At 70.6% G+C, this 22,451-nt stretch carries 16 protein-coding genes; 4 read left to right on the top strand and 12 right to left on the bottom strand.

Annotated features, from left to right (window positions below; genetic code table 11):
- Positions 1-36: 36 nt before the first annotated feature.
- The 3 genes from VT85_RS24965 to VT85_RS24955 all read right to left on the bottom strand — a co-directional run bounded on the left by VT85_RS24965 (position 37) and on the right by VT85_RS24955 (position 2,959).
- The gene (locus tag VT85_RS24965; protein WP_068420967.1) at positions 37-1,005 is read right to left on the bottom strand and encodes a GDP-mannose 4,6-dehydratase; all 969 of its coding nucleotides are present in this window, start codon (positions 1,003-1,005) and stop codon (positions 37-39) included.
- 58 nt (positions 1,006-1,063) lie between these two features.
- Positions 1,064-2,074, bottom strand: a complete 1,011-nt coding sequence (rfbB, locus tag VT85_RS24960; protein WP_068420965.1) for a dTDP-glucose 4,6-dehydratase — start codon at positions 2,072-2,074, stop codon at positions 1,064-1,066.
- 105 nt (positions 2,075-2,179) lie between these two features.
- A complete protein-coding gene (locus VT85_RS24955) occupies positions 2,180-2,959 on the bottom strand; it encodes a hypothetical protein (protein ID WP_068420962.1) in 780 nt (259 codons plus the stop codon).
- Between the two features lie 271 nt (positions 2,960-3,230).
- Here VT85_RS24955 and VT85_RS24950 point away from each other — a divergent pair, with 271 nt between their 5' ends.
- Positions 3,231-4,271 (top strand): DUF1559 domain-containing protein, encoded by a 1,041-nt coding sequence (locus tag VT85_RS24950; RefSeq protein ID WP_068420960.1) that lies wholly within the window; start codon positions 3,231-3,233, stop codon positions 4,269-4,271.
- A gap of 16 nt (positions 4,272-4,287) precedes the next feature.
- On the top strand, positions 4,288-4,860 hold the full coding sequence (locus tag VT85_RS24945; RefSeq protein WP_068420959.1) for a carboxypeptidase-like regulatory domain-containing protein: 573 nt from the start codon (positions 4,288-4,290) through the stop codon (positions 4,858-4,860).
- Positions 4,861-5,189: 329 nt separating this feature from the next.
- On the opposite strand, the gene VT85_RS24940 is transcribed toward VT85_RS24945, so the two are convergent.
- Positions 5,190-5,516 (bottom strand): DUF1697 domain-containing protein, encoded by a 327-nt coding sequence (locus VT85_RS24940; protein ID WP_068420958.1) that lies wholly within the window; start codon positions 5,514-5,516, stop codon positions 5,190-5,192.
- Between the two features lie 365 nt (positions 5,517-5,881).
- Here VT85_RS24940 and VT85_RS24935 point away from each other — a divergent pair, with 365 nt between their 5' ends.
- Both VT85_RS24935 and VT85_RS24930 read left to right on the top strand, forming a co-directional pair.
- A complete protein-coding gene (locus VT85_RS24935) occupies positions 5,882-6,829 on the top strand; it encodes a hypothetical protein (RefSeq protein ID WP_068420957.1) in 948 nt (315 codons plus the stop codon).
- A gap of 126 nt (positions 6,830-6,955) precedes the next feature.
- A complete protein-coding gene (locus tag VT85_RS24930; protein ID WP_156513096.1) occupies positions 6,956-8,473 on the top strand; it encodes a hypothetical protein in 1,518 nt (505 codons plus the stop codon).
- 13 nt (positions 8,474-8,486) lie between these two features.
- Here the strand turns inward: VT85_RS24930 and VT85_RS24925 are convergent, their stop codons facing one another.
- From VT85_RS24925 to VT85_RS24885, 8 genes are all read right to left on the bottom strand, one after another.
- On the bottom strand, positions 8,487-9,191 hold the full coding sequence (locus VT85_RS24925; RefSeq protein ID WP_068422648.1) for a DUF434 domain-containing protein: 705 nt from the start codon (positions 9,189-9,191) through the stop codon (positions 8,487-8,489).
- 267 nt (positions 9,192-9,458) lie between these two features.
- Complete coding sequence (gene gyrA, locus VT85_RS24920) at positions 9,459-12,146, bottom strand: DNA gyrase subunit A (protein WP_082859050.1); 2,688 nt, start codon at positions 12,144-12,146, stop codon at positions 9,459-9,461.
- A 937-nt stretch (positions 12,147-13,083) separates the two neighbouring features.
- Positions 13,084-14,514, bottom strand: a complete 1,431-nt coding sequence (locus tag VT85_RS24910) for a hypothetical protein (RefSeq protein WP_156513095.1) — start codon at positions 14,512-14,514, stop codon at positions 13,084-13,086.
- 307 nt (positions 14,515-14,821) lie between these two features.
- On the bottom strand, positions 14,822-17,485 hold the full coding sequence (locus tag VT85_RS24905; RefSeq protein ID WP_156513094.1) for a DUF6259 domain-containing protein: 2,664 nt from the start codon (positions 17,483-17,485) through the stop codon (positions 14,822-14,824).
- A 72-nt stretch (positions 17,486-17,557) separates the two neighbouring features.
- Positions 17,558-18,214, bottom strand: a complete 657-nt coding sequence (locus tag VT85_RS24900; RefSeq protein WP_156513093.1) for an O-methyltransferase — start codon at positions 18,212-18,214, stop codon at positions 17,558-17,560.
- Between the two features lie 152 nt (positions 18,215-18,366).
- Complete coding sequence (locus VT85_RS24895; RefSeq protein ID WP_068420943.1) at positions 18,367-19,413, bottom strand: hypothetical protein; 1,047 nt, start codon at positions 19,411-19,413, stop codon at positions 18,367-18,369.
- Positions 19,414-19,674: 261 nt separating this feature from the next.
- Positions 19,675-20,817, bottom strand: a complete 1,143-nt coding sequence (locus tag VT85_RS24890) for a cellulase family glycosylhydrolase (RefSeq protein WP_068422642.1) — start codon at positions 20,815-20,817, stop codon at positions 19,675-19,677.
- A gap of 347 nt (positions 20,818-21,164) precedes the next feature.
- On the bottom strand, positions 21,165-22,187 hold the full coding sequence (locus VT85_RS24885) for a methyltransferase (protein WP_197490999.1): 1,023 nt from the start codon (positions 22,185-22,187) through the stop codon (positions 21,165-21,167).
- Positions 22,188-22,451 lie beyond the last annotated feature (264 nt).

Below are 22,451 nucleotides of genomic sequence, written 5' to 3'. Positions count from 1 at the left end.
AAGCGGGCGTGGTCGCGACGCGGCCGTCCGCCCAGCTCAAACCGCGGCGATGCGGCGTCGGGCGTCGTCGAGCATGTCGGCGAGGGTCCGCTCGATGGCCAGGGTCGGCTCCCAGCCGACGGCGGCCCGGAGCTTGGAGGCGTCGGCGACGAGGTAGGGCAAGTCGACGGCGCGGAACCGGGACGGGTCGACGCGGACCTCGATCGGCCGGGAAGCCCGCGACCGGAAGCATTCCAGGGCGTCGGTCAGCTTCAGGCCCCGGCCGGAGCCGAGGTTGTAGATCTCGCCCGGCTCCCCGCGGAGGGCCAGCAATCGGTAGGCGCGGACGACGTCGCGGACGTCGGTGTAGTCCCGGACCACGTCCAGGTTGCCGACCTCGACGGCGTCCTTGAGGCCCGCCTCGACCTCGGCCACCTGCTGCGCGAGGGTCGCCAGGACGTAGCGGGGGGACTGCCGGGGGCCGGCGTGGTTGAACGGCCGGACCATGACCACGTCGAGCCGGTCGGCCAGGTGCATCTGGACCCCCAGCAGGTCGGCCGCCGCCTTGCTCGCCGAGTACGGGTTGTTCGGCCGCAGCGGGCACGACTCCGACACCGGGATGAACTCGGGCGCGGGGTCGCCGTAGCAGACCCCGGAGCCGACCAGCACCACGCGGGGCGTGGGGTCCAGGCCCGACGCCTTCACCGCCGAGAGCAGGTTGAGCGTCCCCCCCAGGTTCAGCGCCCAGGTCCCTCGGGGGTCGTCGACGCTCGCCCGGGGGTTGGACTGCGCCGCCAGGTGGTAGATCGCCTCGGGCCGCTTGCGACGGAGCGACTCGGCCAGGTCGGCCGGGTCGACGTTCGTCAGGTCGCACGACTCCAGCCGCACCGAGCGGGCCAGGGCCGCCAGGTCGTCCGGGAACCGTCCCGACGCCGAGACCCCGACCACCTGATCGTCGCTCGCCAGCAGGTGCTCGGCCAGGTGGCCGCCGACGAACCCGGTGATGCCGGTCACGAACGCGCGCACGCGGTGGTCCTTTCCTCTCCTCGCAGGGATCGGCCCCGGCCCGAAGCCGGTCGGCGGCTCAGGCGTCCTGGTTGCGGTACGCGCCGGACTTCACCCGGTCGACCCAGGCGGCGTTGGCCTTGTACCAGGCGACGGTCTCTTCCAGCCCTTGCTCGAAGGTGACGGTCGGCTTCCAGCCCAGCTCGCGCTCCGACTTGGAGCAGTCGACGGCGTAGCGGCGGTCGTGGCCGAGCCGGTCGGTGACGTACTTGATGAGGGCCTCGGTCTTCCCGGTGAGCCGCAAGACGGCGCGGGTGACGTCCATGTTGAACCGCTCGCTCAGGCCGCCGAAGTTGTAGACCTCGCCGGCCTTCCCGTTCCGCAGGGCGGCGTCGACGCCCCGGCAGTGGTCCATCACGTGGATCCAGTCGCGGACCTGCATGCCGTCGCCGTAGACCGGGACGGGGACGTCGGCCAGGGCGTTGGTGATGAACAGCGGGATCAGCTTCTCGGGGAACTGGTAGGGCCCGTAGTTGTTCGAGCACCGGGTCGTCACCACGTCCATCCCGTGGGTGTGGAACGCGGCGCGGACGAGCAGGTCGGAGCCCGCCTTGCTCGCCGAGTACGGGCTGTTGGGCGTGAGCGGGGTCTCCTCGGTGAACGCCGGGTCCTTGGGGCCGAGGGTGCCGTAGACCTCGTCGGTGGAGACGTGGACGAACCGGCCCACCCTGGCCGCGCGGGCGGCGTCCAGGAGGTTCTGGGTGCCGATCACGTTCGTCCGCAGGAACGGCGTGGCGTCGTCGATCGAGCGGTCGACGTGGCTCTCGGCCGCGAAATGGACGACCGCGTCGAAGCCCCCCTCGGCGATCAGCCGGGTCACGAACGGCCGGTCGGCGATGTCGCCGTGGACGAACGTGTACCGCGAGTCGCCCGCCAGATCGGCCAGGTTGTCCGGGTTGCCCGCGTAGGTCAGGGCGTCCAGATTGGTGATCGCAACATCTGGATGCTGCTCAAGTTGCAGCCTGACGAAGTTGGACCCGATGAACCCGCAGCCGCCGGTCGCGAGGATCCGCTTGAACGAAGAGCCCATAGTGAGTCGCCCTTACCCCATCCCTGAGCCGTTTCCCTTCCACCCGGACACGAGAATCGCCAGGGTAATCGGCGCAAGCCTTGCCGACAAGGCGGATCGTCCGCTTCAATCCGGCTCCCGGGCCCGGCGCATCCCGATCGCGTGCATCGTCTTCGAGAAGGCGTACGCCCCCTTGAGGGTGAACCGCCAGGTGGCGCGGGCCGGGTCCAGCGGGACCGCGAAGCCCCGCCCCTCCAGGTCGTCGACCCGCCTCGCCATGATCGCCCGGAGGTCGCCCAGCGGGTCGTTCGAGAACGGCGCGGCCGCCGCCGTCGCCTCGTCGAGACGCCGAAGATGGCACGCCAGCAGGCCGTCGAACGGGATGCCGTCGAGCAGGACCTCGTTCGCCTCGCCCGCCGGGTCGAACTCGGAGGCGATCTGGCCGTTGAGGGTGATGAACCGGCGGCCGTCGGCCAGGCGCGAGAGCAGGCGGATTGCGGCCAAGGGGACCCCCAGCGCCTTCCCGGCCCCGGCCGAGGCCAGCACCAGCCGGTCGGAGGAGAGCCAGAACTCGTGCCGGACCTGTTGCAACGACGGGCTCTGGCCGTCCCGGAACGTCCCGAGCCGTCGGAACCCGGCCGCTCGCGCCGCGACGTCCGCCTCCGCGAGATAGTCCGCCGCCGTCCGCGTGGGCCAGGTCTCGGGATCGTCGATCGGCCTCAGCGACCGGCCCCCGGGGGCCTCCAGCGCGTCCATCGCCACGAAGGGCCAGAAGAGCCGCGTCTCCAGCCGCCCGGCCAGGGTGCCGGCGGCCAGGCCCAGGGCGCGGATCAGGCTCGGCAGCAGCGGGATCAGGACCGCCAGGATGAACGGGCCGAGCATCAGCCAGTAGGCGAGCGATTGCATCGGGTCGGACCTCCTTCGGGACCGGCCCGGCCCCGTCGCGTCGACAGTCTATCCAGGCCGAGGGGCCGGGGCCAGCGACCTCCAGGACCGAAATCGGCGGCCGAACGAAACCCCGACCGAGCGGCCGGGTTCCGGCGTCCCGGGAAACTTCCCGGAGGCGTCACGGGGTCTTCTCGGGGCCTTCATAAATGCGCGTATCGTTATATGTGACCAGGATGATCGCATCTGGCCCCTCGCCGCATCCGGTCGTGAATCCATCAAGGAGTCGAACTTGACCTCGCACGCCATCCCCGCACGCCGTCGCGCGGGCTTCACGCTGATCGAGCTTCTGGTCGTCATCGCCATCATCGCCGTCCTCGTCTCGCTGCTGCTGCCGGCCGTGCAATCGGCCCGCGAGGCCGCCCGCCGCGCCCAGTGCACCAACAACCTGAAGCAGGTCGGCCTGGGCCTGCACAACTTCGAGAGCGGCAACGGGTTCTTCCCGCCGTCGGGCATCCGGGGGTCCGGCGTGTGCCGTCCGATGAACATCAACGTCGGCCCCGGCGGCAACATCCTCCCCTCCGGGGAGCGGGCGTCCAGCTACGTCTTCACGCACATCCTGCCGTACATGGAGCAGCAGCCGCTCTACAGCGCGTACAACATCAAGCTGGACTTCCGCCGGGGCGACAACTCGACGGCCGTCGCCACGCTGATCCCGACCCTGCTCTGCCCGTCGTCGCCCAACGGCAACAAGTTCCACACCTTCGACGACGCGGCCGGCGACTCGGTCTCCACCGGCGGCCCCTACACGAACGTCAGGACGGCGGTCACCGACTACGCGGTCAGCAACGGCGTGGAGGCCAACCTCGCCGCCTCGGGCATGATCGACCTGACCGTCGCCGGCCAGTACTCCATGCTCCAGAACGTCACCGGCGGCGAGCCCGACAACGTCACCCGAATCGCCCAGGTCACCGACGGCCTCTCGAACACCATCATGATGAGCGAGGCCGCCGGCCGGCCCGACTACTACATCGGCGGCTGGCGCAAGCACCCCACGATCCTGACCCCGGGCGAGGGCGCCGGCGGCGGCTGGGCCGACTACGACACCGGCTACACCCTGCACAGCTACACCTACGACGGCAGCCGGTTCCCCGGCCCCTGCTTCACCAGCTGCTACAACGGCAACGAGGACTACTCGTTCCACCCCGGCGGCGGCAACTACCTGATGGGCGACGGCTCCGTCCGCTTCATCAAGGGGACGACCGACATCCGCGTCTACGTCCGCCTCCTCACCCGGGCGGCGGGCGAGATCGTCTCCAGCGACCAGTTCTGACCGAAGGGGCCCGGCCATGTCTCGACGAATCCTCCTCCTCGCGGCCCCGATCGCCGTCGCCCTGGCCGCCTCCGGCTGCGGCGACGACCTGGGCTACCGCTTCCCCGTCCATCCCGCCTCCGGCCGGGTCGTCTGGAACGGCGAGCCGGTGAAGGGGGCCCTGGTGCGGTTCCACCCGGTCGACCCGCAAGCCCTCCAGCCCCCCAGGGGGCAAGAGGGCCCGCCCCTCGCCCTGACCACCGACACCGACGCCGACGGCGCGTTCGTGATGAGCAGCTACTACGCCGACGACGGCGTCCCGGCCGGCGACTACATCGTCACCGTGACGCCGATCGACCAGTTCGCGGCCCCCCCCGCGACAGGGGCGACCGAGGGGTTCGAGGACTCGGGACCCCACCCCGACGACCTCGCGCCTTCGGCGCGCCGGAAGCCCGTCGCGAAGCCCACCTTCGCGAAGCTCTACCGCGACCCCGCGGCCAGCCCGCTCAAGGCGACCGTCAAGCCCGGCGGCGAGAACCGCTTCACCTTCGAACTCGACGCCGACGACGCCAGGGACGGCCGCGCCCTCGCCGCGAGGCCGAGCGAGTAACGCGAGCGCGGCCCGGCTTGCGGCGCCGGAGTCTTCAGGCATCCCGGGACCGTCCTCCCCTCGGTCCCGGGTCGCCGGAACCACTCCGATGCGACGCGCCCGGCCGATCCTCGCCCTCTTCCTGCTGCCATTCCAGGAAGCCGCGCCCTCACCTCTCGAAGCCGCGGGATCGGCTTCGAATTGGGTTCGCTCGCCCGCGCCACGGACGAACCCAATCGGACGCAACCTTTTGCCATTCCCAATTTTGCTTCTCAAAATTCGGCGCGGGAATTGGCTTCGTTCGGCGCTTTTGATCCGTTTCCGCCGGCGACCGGCCGTCTCGGTTCCGGTCATCCCGGAGCCGTGACCATGCCGTGCAGCCTGGTGCGGGTGCTCCCGTTGCGCGTGGTCGCCGACGCCCCGAGCAGGCGGTCGCCGGCCCTGGCCGGCTCGCCCTCGAGGATCCCCCCCGGCGCACCGGAGCCAGGCGGCTCGTCCGCCGACGGCCGGCGCCTCGGGCGTCCAATCGCGACGGTGTCGACCAGGTTGCCGCTGTTCGACAGGGTGCGGACGTCGGAATACCTCAGATGCGGCACCATCGCCCGCAGCTCGGCCATCGCCACCCGCTTCGCGCGTCCGACGTTGATCCCGCGAATGAGCGCGACCTGCCTCTGCATGGCGACCTCCTACTTGACCCGTAACCGCTTCCCGCGACGGTCGGCTCGCGGCGCTCCCAGGAGAGCCGATTCCGCCGCCGGCCTCAAGCCGTCGGTGCTCGTCGCGCCGGTCGACGGCGGCCCTGGATCAAGGACCGGATTGCCAAAGTGCGCAAGGCTCCCAGGATTATGATGCGACCGGATCGACGAAAGGGGAGCCGGCGTCTCCGCATTTCGATCGCCCGGCCGGATCGAAGTCTGGATCCGCCTTGACGGATTTGACCGAAACGGCCATGAAGAATTTCTCATGATATTGTGCTTGCCCGCTTGAGGCCGACCTCCGCCCAGGGAAGGGGAGGTTGCACTCACCGAAGGAGCGACCCCGGATGCGATCCACCTCGACTTTCGCCGCCACGGGATTGGCCTGGGCCGCGCTCGCGCTGTTGCTCTCGGCGAATGGCGGGGTGGACGCCTCGCCGGTCTTCACGGGAGATGGCGCGCAGGCCTGGGTGTCCGGGTTGAACGAGTACAGCGTCCAGGCGGACGGCCGCCCCGCGTCGATCGCGGGCGCGACGTCGATCCAGTACACGCGGTTCCGGCCGTCCGAGCCGGCCTCGGTCCCCGTGACCTACTCGGCGTCCGCCTCCTCGACCCCCACCGCCTCCGGGGCGAGCCTGCTGGAGTTGCGGGCTCGCGCCACCTCGCCCGACCCGGGGGACACGGTCGGCGTCAGGACCCCGTACCCGCTCATCGAACTGGGCGCGACCTGGTCGAACGTCGTCGCGACCGTCCACGCTCCGGCCGACGCGGCGACGCCGGAGGCGGTCCGCCTCGACTTCGAGGTCGCCTACACGCGGCCCGAGGCGATCCGGACGGAGGACTGGGGGTCGCAGTTCTTCCATCGCACCGAGACGCTCGACGTGAACCACAGCAGCTACATCCTGCCGAGCGAGGGGGGCCGCATCCTCGAAGGCCAGACCGCGGTGCGGGAGGGGCCGGACGGACTGCTGCACATGGGCTTCCACCTGGACCTGCCGCTCTCCGCCGACGGCGTGAGCGAGCAGTTCAGCGTCGGCCTCGGGGCTCAGATCCCCGCGCTGGTGGAGATGACGGCCATCGACAACGTCAGCCTCATGTCGCTTTCGCTCAAGGGGATCTCGCTCCCCGACGGCACGGCCCTGGAGGCGGCGGGATATACGATCGAATTCGAATCCGGCCTCCCCGCGCCTCCCACGCCCCCCGAGCCGTCGATCCCCGAGCCCTCGACCTGGATCGCCTGGACGGTCATCGCCGCCGGCTCCGCCCGGCTCATCGGCCGCGCCCGCGCGGCCTGAACTTTCACGATCGATACCCACCGCGCGATGTACCCCCCGCCGGAACTCCAGTACCCTCAGGGCATGCAGCCTTTCAGGAAGGCTTGCAAACCGTCCGAAGCGACCTGGGAAGAGGGGGCGAGCGCCATGAGTTGCATCGCGTGGGTCTGGAGGGGGACACGTTCGGCCGGCATGCCGGCGCGGCTGGTCGCGGCCTCGCTCGCGATGGCGGCTTTCGCCCCGCCGTCGGCCGCTCAGGAGCCTCGAAACCCCGGGGCGGTGACGTCGTGCCCGCCCTGGCTGAAGTCGCGGGCGCCGTTCGACGTGGAGGCGTACTTCGCGTATCCCGCGACGGGAAAGAACGCGGCGACGCTCTACTTCGAGGCGTTCGCCGAGTTCGGGCCCGAGATCGACCAGTGCCTGCCGGCCGACGGCCGGGGACGCGTCGCGGCCGCCGGGGACCGGGCGAGGCGGATCAACGAACTCCACGACGCTCTCGACCAGGCACCCGAGACGTTCGACCGCAAGGCGGCCGACGCGCTGATCGCCGAACTGCATGACGGTTTCCGCAAGCTCGCCGGCGCCCAGCGCCGGACGGAGTGCGTCTTCGCGACGGGCCTTTCGGGCGAAATGCCGCTGCCCCACCTGGGGGCCGCACGCCTGGCCGTTCGGGGGGTGTACCTGCGAATCGTCCGCGACGCCGAGAAGGGGAACCTGGACCGGGCGATCCCGGACTTCGCGATGATCCTCCGACTGAGCCGCGACCTACGGCCCCGAGGCCTGGTGATCGCGCAGTTCGTCAGCGCCGCGATCGACGGGGTCGCTATGCAGAAGGCCCTGTCGGCGATCCTCCGCTCGCCGGCGCTCAAGGTCGAGCACGGCGACCGCCTGCTCGCCCTGATGCGCGAGCACGAGTCCGCCGGCCTCGACCGCGTCACGACGGCCGCGAAGGCCGAGTACGTCGTTCAGCGGACGTTCCTCCGCGCCTGTCAGGACAAGCATCTGACCGAGGGGGGCCCGGACGGTCGGCCCATCGAGAAGCTCCTGTCGATCACCGACGCGGCCGAGGCGGTCGTCGAGCGGATGAAGGCCCAGACGTCGGACCCGGTCGGCTCCGACCTTGGGCCCGACATGGTTCGAATGGTCGAGGCCATGATCCGCGGCCACGGGGCGGCGTGGGCCAGGGAGCGCCTCGCCCTGGACGACTTCCTCAAGACGCTGACGGCGTTCGGGCCGGTCCCTTACCGCGATCGCATCGATCGGATCGAGACCCTGGCGACCAGGCACCTGGGCGGCAAGCTCCCCGACACCCTCTGGGTGACGCGGCTCAGCATCCCGCCGTACACGACCTTCATCCTCGCGATGGCCCGGGCCGACGTCTACAACCATGCCGCGCAGGGACTGGTCGCGATCCGCAGCTGGCAACTGGCGCACGACGGCGCCGACCCGACCGACCTCGCCGCCGCCTGCCGCGAGGCCAGGCTCCCCGCCGTGCCCGTCGATCCGTTCTCGGACGCTCCGATGAAACTGGCCCTCCTCGAAGGCCGCCCCGTCGTCTATTCGATCGGGCCTGACGGCGTCGATGATCAGGCCCTCAAGGACTCCAATCAGGGCCGTCAACCGTTGGGCGACCTGATCTTCCGGCTTCCCGAGCCGTCGAAGTAATCGACGGCCTCCGTCATCCCAACTCGACGATGAACGCGCCGGGGGTTTCGGATTCGATGAGCGCGCGGGCGAGGTTGAGCCAGGGGCCGCAGCGGTCGAGGATGCCCGAGTCGGCGGTGGCGACGGGATCGCCGGGGAGGATCAGGAGCCGGTCGGGGTCGGGGACGACCTCGACCCGGCCGTCGGGGTCGATGTCGCGGAGCAGGGCGGCGAGCCGGCCGCTGTTGGAGACGGGCGCGTCCAGGAGCCAGGTGCGAGGGCCGATCCCCCAGGCGGCCAGCCGACGCGCCGCAAGCTCCAGCGCGGGGCGGGTCTCGTCGACCTTTCGATAGGTCCCATGGACGCTCGCCAGGTCGCGGAAGCAGCCGTCGCGAGCCCCCAGGACGACCCCGCCGCCGAGCGCGGACTCCAGCGTCAAAACGAGGTTGAACCCGTCGATGCGGATCGATCGACCCCGGATCGACCCGACGTCGAGCCGACGCGAACGCCGGCCGGCCAGGGCCGCGTCCGAGCACGCGCAGCGGAGCAGCGCCCCGCGCTGGCGCTCGACCAGCCGGTGCCGATCGCCGACCAGCTTGAGCGCCGAGGGCTGGGCGTAGCCCCGCGACAGGAGCCACGAGAATTCGGCCACGGCCGTCGCCAGCCTCGGGCGGGCCGCCTCGCCGAACAACTCCCCATCCTGCGGCCCCGGCCCTCGATGCGTCCGCGCGTCCGGCAAGACCTCGCCTCCCTGAACCGAGATCCGGCCCCCGGGATTTCCGTCAAGGCGAAGGGCCCCGTCGATCATACACCCGAACGGCCTCGGCGAGTCGAATCCTCGACGAAGCACCACACGGGGAGCACGTGGATCGCGCCAGCACCCCCGACGCCCACGCCGGGGAAGCCGGTCCGGAGGGCCGTCGCAATCCGAGTCCGGCCCCATAAAGTCCTTCCCCCCTCGCGGGGGAAGTCGTGATCGCGACGGTGGCATGAGGGGCCGTCGGCCTCACTCTCCCGACTCTTCCTCGGTCGACCCGTCGTCGGTCGACTCGTCCTCGATTTCCGGGTGGTCCTGGGCTTCGGCCTCGGCGACGCCGTCGTCGAGGATGTGGCCGTTGGTGGGGAGGGGGGCGCCTTCGCCGTGGTCGAGGACGTCGAGGACGGCCTCGTCGCCGCCGAGTTCCTCCTCGGGGAGCTTGGCGAGGCTGCTGACGGCGTCTCCTTCGTCGAGGCGGATCAGGCGGACGCCCTGGGTGTTGCGGCCGATGGGGCGGGTGTCGCCCACGCGGGTCCGGATCAGGATGCCGCCGGTGGTGGTGATCATGACCTCGTCGGCGTCGGTCACCTTGCTGATGGCGACGACCCGGCCGTTGCGGTCGCTGGTCTTGATGTCGATCAGGCCCTTGCCGCCTCGGTTCTGCGAGCGGTACTCGGAGAGGAGGGTCCGCTTGCCGAAGCCGTTCTCGCAGACCGTCAGCAGGCTGGCGGGGTCTTCCTGGCCGTTGGCGACGATCATGCCGACGACCTCGTCGCCCTCTTCCAGATTGATACCCCGGACGCCGTGCGCGGGGCGCCCCATCGAGCGGACGCACGATTCGTCGAACCGGACGGCCATCCCCTCGCGGGTGCTGAGGATCACCTGGTCGCCGACCTTGGTCCGGGCGACGCCGATCAACTGGTCCCCTTCGTCGAGCCCCAGGGCGATGATGCCCCGGCCCAGGGGGCGTCGGAAGGCGGTCAGCTCGGTCTTCTTGACGGTCCCCCGGCGGGTGACCATCATCAGCGACTCGTCGTCGCGGAACTTGCGGACGGGGACGATGCCGGTGATCTTCTCCCCCTCGGAGACCTGCAGCAGGTTGACGATCGCGCGTCCGCCCGAGGTCCTGGTGGCGATCGGCAGGTCGTAGACCTTCAGCCAGAAGACCTTGCCGTGGTCGGTGAAGAAGAGCAGATAGTCGTGCGTGAGGGCGACGAACATATGTTCGAGAAAGTCCCCCTCGCGGGTGTTGGCGGCGGTGATGCCGCGCCCGCCGCGACCCTGGGCGCGATAGGTGCTGGGGGGCTGGCGCTTGATGTAACCGTCGTGGGTGACGGTCACCACCATGTACTCCTCGCGGATCAGGGCTTCCTTGTCGTAGTTGCCCAGCTCCTCGTCGGAGATGGTGCTCCGGCGGGGGTTGGCGTACTTCGACTTCAGCTCCAGCAGGTCGTCGCGGATGAGGCCGAGGATGATCTGCTCGTCGCCGAGGATGGCCTCGTAGCGGTCGATGTCGGCCTTGAGGCCCAGGTACTCGGCCGCCAGCTTGTCGGCCTCCAGGCCGGTGAGCCGCTGGAGCTGCATGGCCAGGATGGCGTCGGCCTGCATTCGGGTGAGGCTGGCGGACTGCTTGGCGTCGGGATCGTCGAGGGCGCGCTGGAGGATCTGGGCGGAGACCTCCATCGTCATCAACCGCACGCGGGCCTCGGCCGGGTTGGCCGACGACCGGATCACGCGGATGATCTCGTCGATGTGGTGCAGCGCGATCAGCAGGCCTTCGACGATGTGCGCCCGCTGCCTCGCCTGGCGGAGCAGGTATCGGGTGCGGCGGCGGATGACGTTGATCCGGTGGTCGACGAAGAGCCGGAGGAACTCCTTGATCGGCAGCGTCTTGGGGCGGCCGTCCACCAGGGCCAGCATGATGACGCTGAAGGTGTCTTGCAGCGGCGAGAACTCGTAGAGCTGGTTCAGGATGACGTTGGGGTCTTCCGCCTTCTTCAGCTTCACGACGATCCGCACCGGCTGCTTGCGGTCGCTCTCGTCGACGATGTCGGAGACGCCGGTGATCCGGCCGTTGTTGATCAGCTCGGCCAGCTTCTTGAAAAGCGGCTCCTTGGTGAGCTGGTAGGGGATGTCGGAGAAGACGATCTGGGAGCGGCCGTCCTTCAGCTCCTCGATGGTCGACGTGGCGCGGAGGATCACCCGGCCCCGGCCGCTGCGATACGCCTCCTTCACCCCCATCCGGCCGCAGATGACCCCCCCGGTCGGGAAGTCGGGCGCGGGGAGGTGCTCCATGATCTCGTCGAGCCCGATGGCCGGGTCGTCGATGTAGGCCAGCACCGCGTCGCAGACCTCGCCCAGGTTGTGCGGCGGGATCGACGTCGCCATGCCGACGGCGATGCCCCCGGAGCCGTTGACCAGCAGGTTCGGGAACTTGCCCGGCAGGACCCGCGGCTCCTGGTACTTCTCGTCGTAGTTGGGCTGGAAGTCGACCGTGTCGTAGTTGATGTCTTCCAGCATCTCGGCGGCGACCGGGCTCAGCTTCGCCTCGGTGTACCGCATGGCGGCCGGCGGCAGGCCGTGGATGCTGCCGAAGTTCCCCTGCCCGGTGATCAGCAGGTGCCGCATGTTCCACCACTGGGCCATGCGGGCCAGGGTGGGATAGATGGAGTTGTCGCCGTGGGGGTGGTACCGCTTCATCGTCTCGCCGACGATGCCCGCGCACTTGCTGGTGGAGCTCCCCGGGGTCAGCCCCAGGTCCCGCATGGCGACCAGGATCCGCCGCTGCGACGGCTTCAACCCGTCGCGGACGTCCGGCAACGCCCGGCTGATGATGACCGACATCGCGTAATTGAGGTAGCTTTCCTTCAGCTCCTCCTCGATGTCCAGCGGCAGGGGAGCGAGCGGCGCGTTCGGCGGCAGTTCGGCGGTACTCACGGCGGTTTCGTTCCCTCGTCGATTCCCGAACGTCGCGCCCACGCGCGCACGTCTTCAGCAACAGCCATTCCAAGTGGCCTCGATTTTATCCGATCCCGCCCCCCGCCGCAACGCCGACGCCCCCTTTCAACGACCGTTAAGTGCAATCCGGGCAAGATGTTTTGAGCGACCGAAGGCCCAGCCCGCGAGGCGCCGTCAACGGGGCGGAAACCGCCCTTCCTCGACGAGCGCCCTGCGGACCTCCACCACGCCGGGATCATTGACCGCCAGGACCCGCGCCGTGGCCCTTCCGACGGGCGTCCGCCCCGTGAGGACCGCCCATTCAGGCACGTTCCGCGCCCCCGTGCTGACGGGCGACGACGTGATCAATCTGATGGCGGAGCCGCGACGCGGCCTGCGGGATGCGGCCGTACTCGCAACGATACCGCGCAGATCGTCGAACGCGACGTTCCAACTCCTCGGTCATGGGGCCTTCGCGACGCCCCGCTTGAGGGAAAGCCGGCTCTTCGATGGGAGGACGCCCAACTCGTCGTTGACGCGGATCTACCCTTCCACCTCGGCTCGGTCGGACTCCGTCAGCGTCCCCTCGCGCGGCTTCTCAGGAGAACTCGTCGACGCGACGACGATCCTCGGGATCGAAGTCGAGCTTGAGTCCGACGAGTCCTGCAAACCCCCGTCCATCCTACCCGGCCCGCCGACCCGGCGGCAGCCGCCGCAATCTTCCCCGGTGATGACATGACATATGCCTTGCCTTGCGGCCCGGATCAGCCATACCGAATCGCCGGCCCGGCCGGTCGTGAGACGTTCCCCGACCCCGACCGCTTCCGAGCGGACGTCAGGAGGGCGAAAACGGTCGCCATCTTGTCGACCCGACGGACGAGCCAGGCCGGGGGGGCGTCCCCCCCCGGCGGGTGCGGCGAAGTTGGGGCAGGCGGGCTCAGACGCCGGGGTTCTGGTCCGCGCCTCCCGGCGGGAGGTAGCCGGCGGCCATCCGGGCGCTCGATCCGGCGGCCTGGCTGACCCGTATCGGGCCGGAGGAGATGTCGAGCGGCTGATTCGCGGAGAGGAGCCGCGCGGCCGCGACGCTCCCGCGTCGGGCGCTCCGCCGGGCGACGGACTCGACGTTCGACGCGCCCTGGTTGACGTTGACCGTGACGTTGCCGGTCGCGGCCTGGCCGCCAGGGCTTCGGATCGCGAACCGGTGGGCGAGGCCGCCGCCTTTGCGGCCGCCGAGCGAGGCGGCCTGGCGGATCGTCTCGAAGCCGCCCTGATGGAACTGCGCGGGAATCCCAGGCACGGCGGAGAAGCCCCCGACCGGCCGGGCATTCGCGGTGACGCTCTGCTCGAGCGTGGAGACGCCGGTCGGCTGGGCGGTCGGGGCGCTCCCGTTCCCGCTCCCGCCGTCCCACGAGCCCTGGAACATGACGCCTCCCTGCGCGGACGCGGGCGCGGACGAGGCGGCGTCGAACGCCGGGAGGATCGAGACCGGCTCCTGGGGCATGGCGTCGAAGAGGGCCTGGAGCGCCTGGCGGTCGTCGGCGAGCGTCTTGAGGTCTTCGGCCGTGACGTGGCCGGCCGCCTCGACGGCGTCCTGCGCGGCGAACAGCTCGGCGATCGCCCCGTCGGAGACCCCGGCGCTGCGGAGGACGGCCGTGTAGTCCTCCTTGAGCCGTCCCCGCTGCTCGACGGTGAACGTGCCCGACTCCTGGACGGACTGGATGCCGTCCTCAAGCGTCTTCCGCAGCGTGGCGTCGGGCTCGCCCGCCTCGCCGGCGACCTTCTCGCCCGCCTTGCGGAGCCTGGCGAGGAGCTTCGGCGTCACCTCGGACTTGTCCTGGATCGCCTGCGTGTCGGCGTCGAGCTTCGCGAAGGCGGCGTCGATCGCCTTGCGGCCGGCCTCGGCCCTGGCTTCCGCGTCGGTCGTCGGCCCGCCCGAATCGTCGGCGGGGCCCCCCGGATCGACCGGGAACGTCACGCCCACGCCGGGGAGTCCGGTGGAGACCAGCGAGGCGATCGGGCCGAACAGGGCGTCCGAACCGGCGGAGAGCCAGGCCCGACCGTCCACCTGGGCGAGCACCGGGCGGATCGCGCCGGAGGAGCTGGCCGCGAGGGTGTAGTCGCCCTCGAACGAGAGGGTGGGATCGGCGGTCGCGACCGTCGTGGTCGTCGGCCCGTGGTCCGTCGCCTGGACCAGCGCGACCGGCGTGGCGTATGGGATCGGCGCCGTGACCGCGCCGAGGTCCGCCGACATGAGCCGACGGTCTTCCAGCGCCGCGAGCGCCGGGGCGCTCGATCGCCGGTTCCGCCGCGACGGCCGTCCTGGGCCGTGCGGGCGGGGGCCTGGGGATCGATCCTTGGACTTCGACATGGATGGAATCCTTTCTCGAAGTGATCGCGCCGACGGGCCGGGCGTCCTGCCACGGACCCCCGACGGCGCGTCCCGCCGTCCTGCGGCGGGCCGGGCGCGGACCTCGAACGCCGGGCGCGGGCGCAAGGCCCGGCCCCTCGATCATCCTGATCGCGGCTCGAGATCCGACCCGATAGGAGAAAATGGACGGCCGTCCGATGGATCAATCGACGTACGCCCTTTCGGGGCGACGCGAAAACGCGAAAAAACGCGATCGTCGAAACGAGGAGGGCCGACGAGGCCGATCGCAGGCCCTCCCCCCGCCTCCCTACCTTGCCTCGCCCGACGCCTCCACGACCATCACGTCGCGCGGGGCGAGGGTCCGCTCGCGGCCCTCGAACGGGAAGCGGACGGTCCGGTACGAGGCGTTGAAAAGCGTGTGGACGACCTTCGGCGCGACGCCGAACCGGTTGATGAAGACCGCCGGGTGGGGCGAATCCACCAGGGGCTCGGCCGGGCCGGCGAACGCCTCGGCGTGCGCCTTGAGCAGGCCGTGCGCGCGTCGGAGCCAGGCCAGCAGGTCGTCGCCGTACCAGGATTCGGCGTGGCCCTTGAGCCACAGGCCGTTGCCGTGCCAGAGCGAGAGCCGGAAGTCCTCCCACGGCAAGACGCGGGGGTCGATCCCGATGGAGACCATGTCCCACAGCCGGACGTCCGGGAAGGCGAACCGCGAGAGGTTCAGCTTGAGGGGGGATCGGTTGATGTCGGCATGATTGAAATTGTAGCAGAAGGCGGCGTCGAAGTACGGGGCCGCGGCGTCGGGCGGGGTCTCCTCGATGTAGATCATCGTCCCCCCCGCACCGGCGTCGTCGAGCGCCTTGCGCACGGCGCGGGCCGTCTCGATCTCGCCGGGGAGCGTCTCGACGCCCGGCCGATGGCCGTGGTCGGCGGCGTAGCAGCGCATCCGGCCGAAGCCGAACTCGTCCAGGTAGACGCCCGCCGCGCCGACGTCCTTCGCCACCTCGGCGACGCGACGGGCGAGGAAGGCCCGCCAGTCGGGGACGTAGGGGCAGGCGAACAGCTCGGTGGCCTCGCCTCCGCTCCACCACGCCCCCTTGCCGTCCTCGTTGATGAGTTGCCAGCGGCCATCCTGCTCACGGCCGACCTTCGACCGCTTGTCGATCAGGTAGCCCTCGAAATAGAGGCCGGTGGGGACCCCCTGGGCGCGGGCCTGGGCGATGTTCCGCGCCAGGTCGTCGACCCCTCCAAGCTCGATCGGATAGTCGCCGACGCGGCCGACGGTTTCGGACATGGCCCAGCTCGAGACGTCGATGAAGTCGACGCCGCCGAACGCCTCGCCGTCGCGGACCAGGGCGTCGAACGTATAACGGCCCCGCTTCACGTCGAACAGCTTCCCGGTGCCGCCGACGGGGTAGTCGCGACGGGCCCAGAAGGCGGAACGGAGCCACGCGGGACGGGGACCGACGGGCCTGTACCACGACGCGACCCAGGCGCGATAGGCCGCGAAGCCCTCGCGCCAGTCGCCGCCGTGGGGGGCGATCGAGACCTCGGGCGCGCGCCACGATTCGCCGGGCTCCAGGCGGACCCGGTAGTCGACCTCGACGGTCACGCCCGCCCCCTGCTTGCGGAGCCGGAACGTCTTGCCCCGCCCCTCCACGTCGCGCACGATCAGGGCCGCGCCGGCGTCGGCCCCGGGCGCGAAGACGTCGACGAACTGGAGCGGGAAGGCCGCGTTGTACGGGGCCTCAAGCGTCCCCTCCTCACGCGCGATCACCGCCCCCTGGCGCGGGAAGACGTACGCCACGTCCCCGGCGTCGGCCGACGGACGGATCGTCGCGCTCGGGAACGTCAGCGTGAACTCGCGGACCTCGGCCCCCACGTTCTTCAACTCCAACGCCAGCCGACGTCCCTCTGCCTCGGCCCGCTCCGTCGGCCTCGCCTCGATCGCGGCCTCCGGCGCGCCGACGATCCGGTGCGTCGCCTCGACCTCCGCCGCCCCGACGGGACGCCCCTCCCGACGCGCGACGGCCGCGGGGAGCGTCTCCACCGAACCCGGCGGCGGGTCGTCCGAGACGCCGGCTGAAGAGACGAAAATTTGAGCATGCGCCGATCGGTCGACGATCTCGGCCGAGGCCAACGGACGGCCCGGCTCCAGCTCCAGGGCGTAGAGCGCGGGCCGGCGATTGGCGAGGACGTGGCGACGCTCCGCGACCGACAGCGGGTATTGCTCCTCCTCGCCGCCATCGGCGTAGGTCAGCCGGACGATCAGGTCGGCCGTCTCGCGGCTCTCCTTCACGCGGACCTCCTCGGGCGATCGGCCCGCGGCGAACGAGCCGACGTTGGCGAAGTTCGGGAACAGGCCGAGATAAAGCGTCCCCCCCGCGCGAGGTTCGCCGACGACCCGGAGCGTCTCCCTGCCGCGCAGGGTCGTCCCCCGCCAGCCGCCGCAGTCCGCGCCCCCCTCGACGCCCCACGCCGCCGCCCCCGCGGGCAAGGTCGGGCCCGCTTCGGGCGGGAGCAGATCCGCGCCGCCGAGGAACGTCAACTCCTCGACGGCCAGCTTCGCCCCCTCGGGGAGTGCGAACCGCAGCTCATGGATCTGGGGCGTGCGCATCCGGCCGCGAAGGTCCACGTCGAGCGTGTGCGGCTCGACGTCGGCCGCGAGGTCGCGCGCCAGGACGGCCGGGACCGGCGACCCGGCGACGAACGGGTTCTCCGGATTCGTCGCCCCCGGCGTCACCGGCCCGACGCTCCCCGGCGAGAGCGTCAGCACGGCCGAGTCGTCGGACGGCAGCCCCGAGGCCCGATACCGCAGCCGAAGCGTCGGATAGGCGTAGACCCAGACCGGCTCGACGGCCTCCCGCCAATCCCCCGGCCCGACGCGCTCGACGGCCTCGCGACGGTATCCGACGCGCAGATCCTCGCACGGCGTCGCCGCCGTCATTCCAAGCAGCAGCAAATAGGCAAGCATCAGTTCACTCGTCCTGCACGTCGATTCTGGAGGCCGACTCGAACGGCGAGGTCCTGACGCTCCGAAGGCGCCTCAACGCTTCTTGAGGGTGACGCCCAGCCCGGCGCCTTCCATGAGGACGAACGAGGTGTCGAGGTCGGGGTTGGTGGTGATCGCCTCGATGTACCGGGGGTTGGGCTCCGGCTGGCGCATGTTGTGGGCGAGGATCAGGCCGCCGGGGCGGACCAGGGGGAGCAGCTCGCGGAGGTAGGCGTCGTAGCCGGGCTTCTCGGCGTCGATGAAGAGGACGTCGATGGGTTCGGTGTTCTTGGGGGCCGTCTCGTGGGCGTCGCCCAGGGTGACGACGATCAGGTCTTCGACGCCGGCCTTCTTGAAGTTCGCCTTGGCGACCTCCACGCGGCCGGGGTCGATGTCGTAGGTGTAGAGCTTGCCCCCCGTCTTGCGCAGGGCGAGCGAGAAGTAGAGGCCCGACTCGCCCGTCGAGGTCCCCAGCTCGACGACCCGCTTGGCGTTCACCGCCTCGACGAGCTGCCGCATGAGCCGGCCGTCGGCGTCGGAGACGTTGGCGTAGCGCTGGCCCTTGCGGGCGTCGGCGATCGCCTCCAGGATCCGCTTCTCCCCTTCGTCTTTCGGCAGGGCGGGCTTCTGGAGGCCCACGCCCTGGGCGAACGTCAACGTCGGTGCGAGGAGCAGGAGGGCGGCGGCCAGGACGGTCGTCGGGATGTTCATCGCCGGGTTCCCCTTCGCGACAGGTCGTCCGGGGGCGGCCGAGGGTCGACCGCGCGTCGCGACGGCGGAGACCCGTCGAAGCCCGCCGTCGTCCCGAGTATGCGCCGATCGCCCGGCCGATGCCAGGGTGCGATCGCGCAAGGGGGGCTCCCTCAGGTATAAGCGTAGTCCGCTTCGATCGGCGTGAGATAGAAGGTCGCGTCGTGGGGGAGGAGCGACTCGCGGTCGCGGAGGTTGAAGTCCAGGGGGTGGCGCGCGACGAACCCGGCGCGTCGGAGAGCCTCGACGATCCAGGGGGGCGAGGCGAACGCCTGGGCGACGTCGGCGCCGAGTTGGCCCATCTCCCGAGAGAGGAGGAGCAGAGCGCCGTGCCAGGCGTCAGGGTCGTCGTCGTCGAGCAGCAGGTCGGCGACGCGCCCGAGGACGAGCCGGCCGCCGTCGCCCGGCGGGAGGGTGGCGAGGGCGAAGCCCCGGACGCGGCCATCCGCATCACGGAACAGGAAGCCCGACGGCTTCCGTCGCGGGTGTCGCAGGGCGTAATTCAGCCGCTCGGGCGTGCGGGCCGTGACCACGGCGGTGCGCGAGGCCCCGCGGACGACCTCGACGACCTCCGTCCCGAACGACGAGACCGGCTCCAGCTCCAGGCGGAGGGCCGGCCGACCGGGGCGATGGACGAGACCTCGGGCGACGTCGCGCGCCGCCCTCGCGGCCGACTTCGGGGCGAGGCCGCCGGCGCGGAGCCGCCGGAGCGGGCTCAGGAGCCGCTCGTAAACAAAGACCGGGGACATCGGTTCATATCCCCCGCGTTTGATGACGGCGCGTCCGGCCCGGCTCCCCCCCAGGCCGAACTGGACCGGGGCCGTCTCGTGCGCCCGGCGCATCAGGCTGGCGCCGACCGAGCGGTGCTCGCGCGAGCCCAGCCAGTCGATCATGTGGAGTGCGGGGACGGCGGCGTCGAGGCCCGGCGCGGCGAAGGCGGTCGGGCAGACGCCGACGTGCCCCACGATCGCGCCGGTCGATTCGTCGACCGCCACGAAGCTCCGGGGGCCGGGGGCGTCGTCGCGGGGGTCCAGGAACTTCCAGCGCAGGAGGTCGACGGCCGCGAACTCGGCGTCGGCCGGGGTCTGGAAGCCCGCCGTCAGGAACCGCGAGAGCGCCTCCAGGTCGGCCTCGGCCAGGGGCCGGATGACGGTGCTCATGCGCGGCCCTCGGTTTTTGTCACGCGTTTGGAGTCTGTCTCGGAAGGAGGGCTGGCGGACCGAACGACGTCCTTCCCCCCTCGCGGGGGAAGGTGGCCCGCAGGGCCGGATGAGGGGGAGACGAGCACGGAAACCGTCGGCTATTCGACTCGACCGCGATGATGGTCCCCCTCATCCGGCCTTCGGCCACCTTCCCCCACCGGGGGGGAAGTCATGGTCGCGACGGCCGGACGGGCGTGAAATCCGACGGCGTCCGGGCTCTTACTTCTTCGCGCCGGTGACGGACTTGATGTAGTCCACCTCGGCCTGGTCGTAGGGCTGGCCGTTGGTGCGGAGGATGTCGTGGAACCAGACGGGGGGCTCGCCGTCGTAGGGCTTCTTCCACGAGTCCCACGGGTAGATGGTCTGGCTCTTGCCGTCGATGAAGCCCCAGTTGTACGCGCCGACCTTCTCGGCCTTGAGGTAGCCGAGGAGCGGGTCGAACCGGCTGCCGTTGGGGCGGGCCATGTACTCGGTGCAGAGGACGGGTCGGCCGTACTTCTTCAGGGCGTCGACGTCGGCCTTCATCTTCGCGGGCGGGTTGTAGTTGTGGAAGGTGATGACGTCGGACTGCTCGATCTGGAACTTGTTGAAGGGCGACAGCTTCGCCGGGTCGGTGAGGTCGCCGGTCCAGAGTCCCATGGTGAGGGGCTGGCTGGGGTCCAGCGGGCGGATCCAGGCGAGCGTCTTCCGGAGGAGGTCCCAGGCGCGGTCGCGCTTGTCCTTCAGCTCGGTGGAGCCGTAGCTGTTGGTGTTGGGGTTGTCGGCCTCGTTGAACAGGTCCCAGGCGTGGACGCGGGGGTCGTCCTTGAAGCGGCCGACGACGCCGACGACGTAATCCTTCAACTCGTCGTGGCGAGCGGGGTCGCCGAGGATCGCGCGGCCGGGGCCCTGGACCCATCCCGAGTTGTGCAGGCCGGGCTTCGGGTCGCGCTGCTTGCCGGGCTTGGGGTCGGTGTCCCAGACGCCGTCGAAGAGGACGATCATGGCGCCGATCTCGTGGCGGGCGGCGATCTCCAGGAACTGGTCGATCCGCTTGAGGAAGCCCTCGGGGTCCTGCTTGTAGGGGATGTCGTGGAGGAACACGCGCATGCTGTTGAAGCCCAGGTCATGGGCCCAGCCCAGCTCGCGGTCGATGGTGGCCGGGTCGAAGGTCTCGGCCTGCCACATCTCCAGTTGATTGATGGCCGTGCTCGGGCAGTAGTTGCAGCCGACGAGCCAGGGGTGGGCCTCGCCCCAGGCGGCGGCCTTCGCGACGGGCCAGGGGCCGTCCTCGGCCCGGGAAGGCGTCCCGAGCGTCGCGCCGGCGAGGGCGATTGCGGCGGTCGCGAGGATTCCCGCGAGCGTGGGGCGTGTTCGTCTCATGGCGATGTCTTCATTCATCCGGGTGACAGGGAGAGGCCTACGGGGAACCCGTCCAGGACGCAGTTTACGCCCGCGCGGACCCCCGGATCAACCTCGCGGCCCGGCCTCGCGCCCGGCTTCGCGACGAATCCCGGCGAATCCCCTCGCGTCGATTTGCGTTCCGTCGCGGGGGAGGCATAATACAGCCGACCGCCGAGGCGGGACGGCCGGAACGCCCCCACAAGTCTTCATCCCAAGAGTCCGCCCGTCCCCCCGCGATCACCCTCTTGAAACACTCCCCGGGCGGGCGGGGCGCCAAGGAATCGGTGCGCCTCGCCCGCTTTTACCCCGACGCCTCCGCAGGCCCGTCAGCCCTCCACGACGCCCTCGACGACGCACATCGGTGAGGCGGTGGGGACGATCCTGGCGAGCCGGATCCCGGCGCCGGCGAGCAGCTCGCGGAACTGGTCGCCGGTCCGCTCGCGGCCTCCGACCATGACGAGCATCTCCAGGTCGAGCAGCTTGGCGGGGTGGGGGCCGTCGCCGGGCGGGACGATCATCTCCGCCAGCAGCACCCGCCCCCCCCGGCCCACGGCCCGGGCGCAGTGCTTGAGGATGATCGTGGCGCGGGCGTCGTCCCAGTCGTGGATGACGCTCTTGAGGATGCAGGCGTCGGCGCCTTCCGGGATCGACTGGAAGAAGTCGCCCGAGACGACCCGGCAACGATCCGAGAGGCCCCGGGCGTCGAGCCGATCCCTGGCCCCCTCGCCCACCTCGGGCGTCTCGAAGAGGACGCCGCGGAGCGCCGGACGTTGCTCCAGGATCGTGGCGAGCAGATAACCGTGGCCGCCGCCGACGTCCATCAACGTCTCGATCCCGGAGAAGTCGTAGGCCGCCGCGACCGCGTGTGCGTTCTGCATCGACCAGCCGGTCATGGCCTCGTCGAAGACGGTCGCCGCGATCGGGTTCCGCGCGAGGTACTCGAACGCGGGCGAGCCGAAGACGCGATCGAAGGCCGGCTCGCCGGTCTTCACGGATCCGTAGAGGTCGCCCCAGGGGCGCCACGTCCAGTCCTCGCCGGCCATCGTCGCCACCGCCCGGAGCGAGCCCGGCACGTCCGACCGCAGGAACTCGGCCGTCGGCGTCAGGACGAACCGGCGGTCGTCCTGCTCGGCGAACACGCCCACGCTCGCCAGGGCGCGGAGCACCCGATAGAGCGCGTCGGCGTCCATCTGGTTCATCCGGGCCAGCTCGTCGCAGCCCTTCGGCCCGTCCCTCAGAGAGTCGGCGATCCCCAACTTCGCCGCGAAACTCACCGCCTGGGCGACCCACTTGCCCGTGATCAGATTCTGCAAGCTCAGCAACGCGGCGGGGGGCTTGGATTCCGGCACGGACAGAACTCCTTGTCAGGTGTACGACGATCGATTTGAGTGGTGGCGAGTCTACCGGGAAACCCAGGGCCGGAAACCCGAAACTCGCCAATCGGTCCATTCCGGCCTGGGCCTCGACTCGACCGCTAGCTTCTCGAAAACGGGTCGGCATTCCCGACATGAATCGCCGCCGGTTTCGGCCGGGGCTTATGGAAAGCGCGGGGCCGGAACGTGCCGGAACCGATGCTCTTCATTTCCCGACCCGCATCGAGGCTCGGGCGAACG

The sequence above is a fragment of the Planctomyces sp. SH-PL62 genome, from assembly GCF_001610895.1.
Taxonomy (GTDB): domain Bacteria; phylum Planctomycetota; class Planctomycetia; order Isosphaerales; family Isosphaeraceae; genus Paludisphaera.
This window is presented reverse-complemented; position numbering and strand designations above follow the sequence as displayed.